This window comes from Brotocaccenecus cirricatena (assembly GCF_020687045.1).
Lineage (GTDB): Bacteria > Bacillota > Clostridia > Oscillospirales > Oscillospiraceae > Vescimonas > Vescimonas cirricatena.
The window spans coordinates 1-8,880 of record NZ_JAJEPW010000088.1; the positions used below are offsets into that span (position 1 = coordinate 1).

Consider the following 8,880-nt stretch of genomic DNA (forward strand, 5'->3'; position numbering starts at 1 on the left):
GATTGCTGTTCTAAATTCAGAATGGCGGTTCACAATCGTTGTAATGTAATAAAGCATTGCTGGATATAATTTCATTTATTTTTTCTTTATTTGTGTAATATCCACTTTAACAGTCATGCTGTATGTGCAAGGTATATTCGTAAAGTAGTGTTCAAAATACTCTTTCCGCTTCCAACTGTTTCTATCAATTTTTTCAAATACCATTTTAGTACCCTCACAAATTTCGATTACTGATTTTATTATACTTAAAGACCATGAACAATTCAACCACAGAAAGCGAGGTATCAACCATGTATTACACTCAAGAACAAATAGACCGCGCCAACCAAGCCGACCTTGTTTCTTTCCTGCAATCACAGGGCGAGCAGCTTACCCGCGCCGGGAACGAGTACCGCTGGAAACGGCACGACAGCTTGACCGTCCGGGGAAACAAATGGTACAGGCACAGCCAAAGCAAAGGCGGCGCACCTGTTGATTTTGTCATGGAGTTTTTCGGCAAGAGCTTTACCGAAGCCGTTGAACTGCTGACAGGAGAAAAAGGAACCGCACCGCCGGACAGACCAAGCCCCGCGCCCCTCTCTGACTTCCGACTACCACCCCGCAGCACCGACAACCGCATAGCGAGGAACTACCTCACAGCCACCCGCCGCATTGATGAAGATGTGACGGGCTTTTTCTTTGCCAGCGGTGATATTTACGAGGAAGCCGCCCACCATAACGCCGTATTCGTCGGCAGAGATGAAAGCGGCATACCGCGACATGCCCACCAGCGCGGCACAGCCGGGAGCTTCCGGCTTGATGTGAAAGGCAGCGACAAAGCCTTTAACTTCTGCTACCGGGGCGAGGGCGAAAGGCTTTTTGCCTTTGAAGCCCCGGTTGACCTGTTATCTTTTCTCTGCCTGTTCAAAAAGGCATGGCAGAAACAGAGCTATTTGTCATTGGGCGGCGTGGGAGAAAAAGCCCTGTTGCGTTTCCTCTCTGACCGTCCGAACATCAAGACCGTTTACCTCTGCCTTGACAGCGACCAAGCCGGAAGTGACGCTTGCAGCCGCCTTGCGGAGCTTGTGCCGGAGGGATATACCGTCCACCGCCTTGTGCCGCTTTACAAGGACTGGAACGAGGTATTGCAGCACCGGGCAGAAATCACAGACGGGAAGTATATCCGGGAAGCGATTTACGGCTTGAAAGAGCCAACCCAGGAGGAAACCGTTGAGATTATCCGCATGAGCGAGGTTGATACACAGACCGTTGAATGGCTATGGGAGCCGTATATTCCCTTTGGGAAAGTAACCATTGTGCAAGGCAATCCCGGCGAGGGCAAGACCACTTTTGCCCTACGCCTTGCTGCCGCCTGCACCACCGGGGGAACGCTGCCGGGAATGAAACCCTTGCCGCCATTCCAAGTGATTTACCAGACCGCCGAGGACGGTTTGGGTGATACCGTCAAGCCCCGCTTGATAGAAGCCGCCGCAGACCTTGGCCGGGTGCTTGTGATTGATGAAGCAAAACGGGAGCTTACCCTGTCCGACGAGCGCATAGAGAAAGCAATCATACAGAACGGGGCGCGTCTGATTATCCTTGACCCCATACAGGCGTACATGGGCGAAAAAACCGACATGAACCGGGCGAACGAAGTGCGCCCCATGTTCCGCCGCCTTGCCGATGTTGCCGAGCGTACCGGGTGCGCCATTATCCTTATCGGACATCTCAACAAAGCTGCCGGAGGGCAGAGCGCATACCGGGGCTTAGGTTCTATCGACTTCCGCGCCGCAGCAAGGAGCGTCCTGCTGATTGGGCGCGTGAAGCGAGAGCCGAATGCGCGCGTTATCGTCCATGACAAATCTTCCCTTGCGCCGGAGGGCAAGCCCGTTGCCTTTTGCCTTGACCCGGAAACGGGCTTTTCGTGGATAGGCGAATATGATATAACCGCCGACGAGCTGCTGTCCGGCGCGGGCGGGAACACCGCCACCAAGACCGAACAGGCGGAACGTCTGATACTGGATTTACTGGCAGACGGGAAAGAGCTTGCCAGCGAGGAAATCGTAAAAGCAGCCGCCGAAGCCGGAATATCCGAAAGGACGGTACAGAACGCCAAGCGCAACATGGGCGGCATTTTAGGCGCAAGGCGTGTCGGCGGTCAATGGTACAACTTCATCAAGAGGAAGCGGCCACCCGAACCCGCAAGCTGAAAGTGCAAAACGCAGACCCTTTGCACTTTGCACTTTCGCACTTTCACGATAATTTGCGTCAATAACTCAAAAAAGCACTTGACAAAACGCTTCATGGGGATCTGAAAAAGATATACGCCCTTTTGTCGATCCCAAGTTTGAAAACAATATGCTGCTGACCGCCACGGAACGGCTCACCATGAACACCCGTCCGAAAAATCCCGCCAACGCCCGCAACCTCAATTTCTGTGGCATCGGCTCGTCCGGCTCGGGCAAGACCCGCTTTTGGCTCACGCCGCAACTCCTGCAAGCTCATTCTTCCTATGTGGTGGTAGACCCCAAGGGCGGTGTGCTGGGGCAGGTCGGCTCGTTTTTGCAAAAACGGGGCTACAAAATTAAGGTGTTCAACAGCATAGACTTTTCCAAGTCCATGCACTACAACCCTTTGTCATATATCCGCAATGAGGCCGACATCCTGAAATTCGTGAACGCCCTGATCACCAACACCAAGGGCGAGGGCAAGGAGGGCGATCCGTTCTGGACGAAAGCGGAAACGCTTTTGTACTGCGCCCTGATTGCCTATATCATTTTTGAGGGGCCTGCCGAGGATCGGAATATGAATACGCTGGTGGATATGATCTCCGGCATGGAGGTCAAGGAGGATGACGAAAACTATAAAAACGCCGTGGATTATATGTTTGATGGTCTTGCCAAACGCAAGCCGGATTGCTTCGCCGTGAAGCAATACCGTAAATTCAAGCTAAGCAGCGGCAAGACGGCCAAAAGCATACTTATTTCCTGCGGCGCACGTCTGGCCCCCTTTGACATCCCCCAGCTTCGGGAGATCATGTCCTATGACGAGCTGGAGCTTGACCGCATGGGAGATCGCCGGACGGCGACATTCTTCTGCATCAGCGACACGGACAGTACCTACAATTTCCTTGTGGCGCTGGCCTTTTCGCAGATGTTCAATCTACTGTGCGAACGGGCGGACAATGTTCACGGTGGACGGCTGCCCCATCATGTGCGGGTACTGTGGGACGAGGCGGCCAATACGGGACAGGTGCCCCAGCTTGAAAAGCTGGTGGCCGTCATCCGCTCCCGTGAGATCAGCCTGTGCCTGCTGTATCAGCAGCTCGCCCAATGCAAGGCCATCTACGATAAGAACGCGGAAACCATCCTCGGCAACATGGATAGTGTGCTGTTCCTCGGCGGACGCGAAAGCTCCACCATCAAGGAAATTTCGGAGAATTGGTTGGGGAAAGCCACCATCTCCATGCAGACCGAGGGCCGTTCACGGGGTCAGTCCGAAAGCTACAGCCAGAACACCCAGCGGCTGGGCCGGGAGCTGATGACCCCCAGTGAGCTTGCTACCATGCCCGGAGATCGGTGCATTTTGCAGCTTCGGGGACTGCCGCCGTTCTATTCCAAGAAGTACGATTTGAAGCAGCATCCCAACTATAAATACACCGCCGAGGCCGACAAGGTGAAAAACGCTTTTGACCTCAACAGCCTTGTGACGCGGCGGATGGACAAGCTCAACCCCAACGAAACCTATACCGTTTACAAGGTGGACGTGCCGGACGCGGCGCTCACAGGCGAGGACGAGGACATCCTCAACTATGACGACCTCGACGACCCGGACGCCTTTGTATAACCTCTGGTCACGGTGGCCAGAGGAGTAGCTGCCGCCAGAAATGGCGGCTTTTTTCATGGCCGGGGCTTTGCCCCCGGAGAAATGGAGGACTTATGCAGTTTTTTGCTTCTGCCGTTACTACCCTGCAAACGCTCGTCGTGGCGCTGGGCGCTGGACTTGCCGTGTGGGGCGTGGTCAATCTGCTGGAGGGCTACGGCTCGGATAACGCAGCGGCCAAAAGCCAGGGCATCAAGCAGCTCATGGCGGGCGGCGGCATCATCGTGCTGGGCACGACCCTGATCCCTCTGCTGTCTACCCTGTTTTAAGGGTAGCTGCCGATGGGTATTCTCACCGAATGGATCACGGAATGGCTCAAAGGGCTTTTAATCGAGGGCATCATGGGAAACCTCGAGGGGCTGTTTGACACGGTGAATACCCGCGTCGGGGAAATATCCGTACAGGTGGGGACTACCCCGGCGGCATGGAACGCCGGGGTGTTCTCCCTGATACGGCAGCTTTCCGAAACGGTGATATTGCCGATTGCCGGATTGATCCTGACCTTCGTTGCCACCTATGAGCTGATCCAGATGATACTGGAAAAGAACAATATGCACGAGTTCGATGTGGCGAATATCTACAAATGGGTATTCAAAACCACTTGTGCCATCCTGATCCTGTCCAACACATTCAATATCGTCATGGCGGTCTTTGACGTGTCCCAAAGCGTGATCGCAAGCGCGGCGGGCATCGTCACAGGCGCAACCAACATCACGCCGGATATGCTGGCCGATCTGGAAATGACCCTTGAAACGATGGAGCTTGGCCCTCTGCTGGGCCTGTTTCTGCAATCGTTCCTCATTAAGTTTACCATGCTGGCGCTGAACATTTTTATTTTCGTGATCGTATATGGCCGCATGATCGAGATATATCTGCTGACCAGTTTAGCGCCCATCCCCGTGGCGACGCTCTCCAACCGGGAGCTTGGCACGATGGGCCAGAATTATCTGCGCTCCCTGTTTGCCGTGGGCTTTCAGGGTATGCTGATCCTTGTCTGCGTGGCGATCTATGCGGTGCTCATTCAGGGGATCGCCACAAGCGGAGATCCTATCGGCGCGATTTGGGGCTGTATCGGCTATACGGTGCTTCTGTGCTTCATGCTGATGAAAACCGGGACGATCTCCAAAAGCATCTTCAGCGCCCATTGAGAAAGGAAAGGTGATCTTATCGCTGATACCGCCGCTTCTGGTCACGGTGGCCAGAAGCCGATCCCGGAGGGCCTGCATCTCTCCGACGGCATTGAGGGCTTGCGCTCCCTGCCAAAGCATAGCGTGGATATGCTTCTGACCGATCCGCCCTACGGCACCACTCGGAACTTTTGGGATGTGCCGCTGCCGCTGCCGGAGTTGTGGGAGGCGGTGCGCTGGGCGGTGAAGCCCAACGGAGCCATCCTGTTTTTCGCTCAATGCCCTTATGACAAGGTGCTGGGCGCATCCAACCTCCCCATGCTCCGTTATGAGTGGGTATGGTACAAAAGCCGCTGCACGGGTTTTCTCAACGCCCGCCGCGCTCCGCTGAAAAAGACGGAGAATATTCTGGTGTTCTACCAGAAGTCCCCGGCCTACTTTCCGCAGTTTGAACAGGGCAAGCCGTACAAGAAAATCCACCGTTGCAGCGGGAACAGCCCCAACTACGGAAAGTTTGAACGCAGCAGCGGCGAGTCCGATGGGCGGCGCTTTCCGGGGAACGTGCTGGCGTTCCCCACGGTGACAACCACCGTGCATCCCACGCAGAAGCCCGTGGCCCTGTGCGAGTACCTGATCCGCACCTACACACGCCCTGGCGAGGTGGTGGCGGACATCTGCGCTGGCTCCGGCACAACTGCCGTGGCCGCGCTGAACACGGGCCGCCGCTTCGTCTGCTTTGAAACCGCCCCGGCCTTTTACGGTCCCGCCACGGAGCGCATCCGGCGGGCGCAGGAGGCTGTGGCATCTGGAGGGAAAGGAGAATGATGACAGGAACCTACGAGATTATTTACGCCGATCCCCCGTGGCGCTACTCCGCAAAGAAAGTGCAGGGGGCGGCAGAAAACCATTACCCCACCATGAGCATTGATGAATTGTGCGCGCTGCCTGTGGCCGAGCTTGCGGCCAAGGACAGCGCCCTTTTCATGTGGGCCACGTTTCCCCAGCTCCCGGAGGCTCTGCGGCTCATCCGTGCGTGGGGCTTCACCTATAAAAGCGTCGCTTTTGTCTGGCTCAAAAAGAACAAAAAGGCGGATAGCTGGTTTTATGGGCTGGGCTTCTGGACGCGGGCCAACGCCGAGGTTTGCCTGCTGGCGACCAAGGGACACCCAAAGCGGCAGGCCGCAGATATTCACCAATTTATCATTTCTCCCATTGAAGCCCACAGCAAAAAGCCGGACGAAACGCGGGAGAAAATCGTTGCCCTCATGGGCGACAGGCCCCGCGTGGAGCTGTTCGCACGGCAGACCCCTCCCGGCTGGGCCGTGTGGGGCAACGAGGTGGAGCCGACAGCGGGCCTCTGGTCACGGTGGCCAGAAGATAGCGGAAAGGAGGATGTTTCTTGCCCTATGTGAATGTTCCCAACGATCTTTCCAAGATCAAGACTAAAATTGCCTTTAACCTCACCCGCCGCCAGCTTATCTGCTTCGGCGGCGCGGCTGCCGTGGGCATCCCCGTGTATCTGCTGACCCGTCACGCGCTGGGCGGCACCGGGGCGATGTTCCTGATGATCGCGCTCATGCTCCCGGCCTTTTTCATGGCGATGTATGAGCGTGATGGCCTGCCCTTTGAAAAGGTGGCCCGGAATATCATCCGGGCCAAGTTCCTGCGGCCCGGTGTGAGGCCCTATCAGACGCAGAATATCTACGCCCCGTTTGCGGGAAAGGAGGTCACACTTGAGCAAAAGCCCCAAGAAGTCAAAAAGCCTGACGCGGGCCGGTAATCGTCCGGCGACCATATCGGCCCAGCAGACCATTCCCTATGTGCGGATGCTGCCGGACGGCATTTGTCAGCTCCCCGGCGGTGTCTACACAAAAACGCTGGAATATGAGGACATCAACTATTCCGTTGCGTCCGCCGAGGATCAGACAGCCATTTTCGGCGGCTGGAGTTCGTGGCTGAATTATTTTGACAGTTCGCTGCCGTTCCAGCTTTCCTTTGTCAACCGCCGCAGCCGCTCCGGGAGTCGCTACAAGGTGAATATTCCCAAGGCGGATGACCGCTTCAGCAGCGTCCGCACGGAATACACAGGGATGCTGAAAAACCAGATCGCCAAAAGCAACAACGGTATCGAACGGGCCAAGTACGTCACCTTTTGCATCCCCGCTGAAAATGTGGCCGCCGCCCGCCCCCGTCTGGAACGTGTAGAGGCGGACGTGATCGGCAACTTTAAGCGGCTGGGGGTGCAGAGCCAGCCCCTCGACGGGCGGGAGCGTCTGGCCCTGCTGCACGGCCAGCTTCACCCCGGCAGCCGGGAGCCGTTCCGCTTCAAGTGGGCGGACATCGCCCATACGGGCATGGGAACGAAAGACTTTATCGTGCCGGACAGCTTTGACTTCCGGCAGAGCCGCTCGTTCCGAGTGGGCCAGACATGGGGCGCGGCGTCCTATTTGCAGATCATGGCGTCGGAGCTGTCGGACAAGCTGCTGTTGGAGATTTTGGAGCTGGACGCCGAGCTGACCGTCACCATGCACATTCAGACGGTGGATCAGGTCAAGGCCATTAAAACGGTCAAGGGTAAAATCTCCGACATCGACAAGATGAAAGTGGAGGAGCAGCGCAAGGCTACCCGCGCTGGATATGACCCTGACATTCTCCCGCCCGATCTCGTCACCTTTTCCAAGGATGCCGCCGAGCTGCTGGCCGACCTGCAAAGCCGCAACGAGAGAATGTTCCTCTTGACGTTCCTGATCGTCAACACCGCCCCCACGCGGGAGCGGTTGGAAAACGACATTTTCACCGTGAACGGCATCGCGCAGAAATATAACTGTGCCGTCAAGCGGCTGGACTGGCAGCAGGAGCAGGGCTATATGTCCTCGCTGGCTCTCGGCTACAACGGCATTGAAATTCAGCGGGGCATGACTACCAGCTCCACCGCCATCTTCGTCCCCTTTATGACGCGGGAGCTTCGCATGGATGGCCCGTCCCTCTACTACGGCATGAACGCCCTGTCCCATAACGTCATCATGGCTGACCGCAAAAAGCTGAAATCCGCCAACGGCCTGTACCTTGGCTCCACGGGCAGCGGCAAGAGCTTTGCCGCCAAGCGGGAGCTGATCAATGTGTTCCTTGCTACCAATGACCGCATCATTGTTGTTGACCCGATGGGCGAATATGCCCCGCTGGTGCGGCGCTTGGGTGGGCAGGTCATTGAGATCGCCCCGGACAGCCCGCACCACATTTCGCCTATGGACTTGCAAATGAATATTAACGACGAGGACAGTCCGCTTTCCATGAAGGCGGATTTTTTACTGTCCCTGTGCGAGCTGATCGTGGGCGGAAAAGAGGGCTTGCAGCCCATCGAGAAAACCGTCATTGACCGCTGCGTGCGGCTGGTCTACCGGGAGATGGCGCTGGGACTGGAAACGGCCAAAACGCCGCTGCTGCAAGATCTGTATGAGGAGCTGCTGCGCCAACCCGAGCCGGAGGCGCGGCGGGTGGCGACGGCGCTGGAGCTTTACTGCACAGGCTCTCTCAACCTGTTCAACCATCCCACGAATGTTGACCTCAATTCCCGTGTGGTCTGCATTGTCCTAAAGGGCTTGGGTGAAAACCTCCGCAAGATCGCCATGCACACCACCAACGAATTTGTCACCTCTGCGGTGGGAACCAACTTCAAAAATGGTGTTGCGACATGGTGCTATTTTGACGAGTTCCATATTCTGCTCCGCGATCCGCTGACCGCCAGCTACTTCGTGACCGTCTGGAAGATGCTCCGCAAACAGGGCTGCGTTCCCTCGGCCCTGACGCAGAACGTGAAAGTGCGCCCAGATAGGGCGCTGTGCAAAGCAGTCTAAGGTACTGCCGCACACGGCAGTGTGCGAAACAATCTGCC

Annotated in this window: 7 protein-coding genes and 2 pseudogenes; 8 read left to right on the forward strand and 1 reads right to left on the reverse strand. The window is 56.4% G+C overall.

Annotated elements, in window-relative coordinates; all coding sequences use genetic code 11:
* Positions 1-204, reverse strand: a pseudogene (locus tag LKD37_RS16030) (CatA-like O-acetyltransferase); the annotation flags it as partial.
* Positions 205-290: 86 nt separating this feature from the next.
* Here LKD37_RS16030 and LKD37_RS16035 point away from each other — a divergent pair.
* From LKD37_RS16035 to LKD37_RS16070, 8 genes and pseudogenes are all read left to right on the forward strand, one after another.
* Positions 291-2,189, forward strand: coding sequence for an AAA family ATPase (locus LKD37_RS16035; RefSeq protein ID WP_302930095.1), 1,899 nt, complete (start codon positions 291-293; stop codon positions 2,187-2,189).
* 85 nt (positions 2,190-2,274) lie between these two features.
* Positions 2,275-3,825 (forward strand): annotated as a pseudogene (locus LKD37_RS16040) (VirD4-like conjugal transfer protein, CD1115 family); the annotation flags it as partial.
* 92 nt (positions 3,826-3,917) lie between these two features.
* Positions 3,918-4,130 (forward strand): Maff2 family mobile element protein, encoded by a 213-nt coding sequence (locus LKD37_RS16045; protein ID WP_097785041.1) that lies wholly within the window; start codon positions 3,918-3,920, stop codon positions 4,128-4,130.
* Positions 4,131-4,142: 12 nt separating this feature from the next.
* Entirely contained in the window at positions 4,143-5,009 is an 867-nt protein-coding gene (locus LKD37_RS16050) for a VirB6/TrbL-like conjugal transfer protein, CD1112 family (protein WP_302930096.1), read from the forward strand.
* A gap of 129 nt (positions 5,010-5,138) precedes the next feature.
* Positions 5,139-5,813 carry a DNA-methyltransferase gene (locus LKD37_RS16055; protein WP_349048627.1) on the forward strand — a complete coding sequence of 225 codons (675 nt, stop codon included), beginning with the start codon at positions 5,139-5,141 and terminating at the stop codon, positions 5,811-5,813.
* A complete protein-coding gene (locus LKD37_RS16060; protein ID WP_302930097.1) occupies positions 5,810-6,400 on the forward strand; it encodes an MT-A70 family methyltransferase in 591 nt (196 codons plus the stop codon). Before LKD37_RS16055 ends, LKD37_RS16060 begins: the two co-directional genes overlap by 4 nt.
* Positions 6,388-6,768 carry a PrgI family protein gene (locus LKD37_RS16065; protein ID WP_097785037.1) on the forward strand — a complete coding sequence of 127 codons (381 nt, stop codon included), beginning with the start codon at positions 6,388-6,390 and terminating at the stop codon, positions 6,766-6,768. The genes LKD37_RS16060 and LKD37_RS16065 overlap by 13 nt, the downstream gene beginning before the upstream one ends.
* On the forward strand, positions 6,752-8,842 hold the full coding sequence (locus LKD37_RS16070) for a VirB4-like conjugal transfer ATPase, CD1110 family (protein ID WP_349048628.1): 2,091 nt from the start codon (positions 6,752-6,754) through the stop codon (positions 8,840-8,842). The genes LKD37_RS16065 and LKD37_RS16070 overlap by 17 nt, the downstream gene beginning before the upstream one ends.
* Positions 8,843-8,880: the final 38 nt, after the last annotated feature.

Coding starts and splice junctions, on each gene's coding strand:
- LKD37_RS16035 (WP_302930095.1), top strand. CDS start 291: ATGTATTACACTCAAGAACAAATAGACCGCGCCAACCAAGCCGACCTT.
- LKD37_RS16045 (WP_097785041.1), top strand. CDS start 3,918: ATGCAGTTTTTTGCTTCTGCCGTTACTACCCTGCAAACGCTCGTCGTG.
- LKD37_RS16050 (WP_302930096.1), top strand. CDS start 4,143: ATGGGTATTCTCACCGAATGGATCACGGAATGGCTCAAAGGGCTTTTA.
- LKD37_RS16055 (WP_349048627.1), top strand. CDS start 5,139: ATGCTTCTGACCGATCCGCCCTACGGCACCACTCGGAACTTTTGGGAT.
- LKD37_RS16060 (WP_302930097.1), top strand. CDS start 5,810: ATGATGACAGGAACCTACGAGATTATTTACGCCGATCCCCCGTGGCGC.